Below are 740 nucleotides of genomic sequence, written 5' to 3'. Positions count from 1 at the left end.
GGGCCTGGGCCTGGGCCTGGGCCTGCGGCTGGGCGACGTCGACCGAGCGACCGGAGCGGGAGACCAGCGACGACAGCTCGTTGAGCGCCTTGATCTGGTCCGCCACCACCCGGCGCATCTCGCCGGTAGCGTCCTGCGTCTCGCGCGGCAGCTCCAGGACGCCCTTGGCGAGTTCGGCGCGGGTCGCGTCGAGTTCGCCGCGGATCGAACCCGCCATCTCGCGCAGGGCCGAGAAGGAGTCGCCGAAGCTGGCCTGGGCCTCCTGGAAGCCGCTGCGCATCTCGCGGGACGCCTCCGCGATGACCTGCCGGACGCCCTGGGCGGCCTTCTCGCCCTCGGCGCTGGCGCTGTCCTTCAGGTCGGCGAAGGCGCTCGTCACCGAGGCCCCGGCCCCCTGGGCCGACTGGGCCAGGGATTCCCCGACGCTGCGGGCGCGCTCCTCGGCGGCGCGCAGGGTCTGCTCGATGGTCTGCGCCAGGGCGTTGCCGTTCTGCTCCAGGGCGGCGGCGCGAGCCTCGAAGGTGGCCAGCGCCTCGGTGAGCTTCGTCTCGCGGCCCGACAGGGCCGAGTCGAGGCGCTCCTCGATGGCCGCCAGGGAGGTCGCGGCCCGGTCGAGGGCCGCCACGTGCGCGGCGGTCTGCTCCCCGAGCGAGCGGCCGCGGCCGTCGAGGGTCTCGGCGAGGCGCGACGCCTCGCTGAGCGCCCCGTCGGCGGCACCGCGCAGGGCCTCGACCTGGGCC

General features: G+C 75.9%; 1 protein-coding gene. It reads right to left on the bottom strand.

What is annotated here, in order from left to right; genetic code table 11:
* A partial coding sequence (locus AC1DXK_RS31085) for a hypothetical protein (RefSeq protein ID WP_477299721.1) occupies positions 1 to 740 on the bottom strand: 740 nt, incomplete at both ends.

The organism is Methylobacterium sp. P3_A11, assembly GCF_056403155.1.
This window is presented reverse-complemented; position numbering and strand designations above follow the sequence as displayed.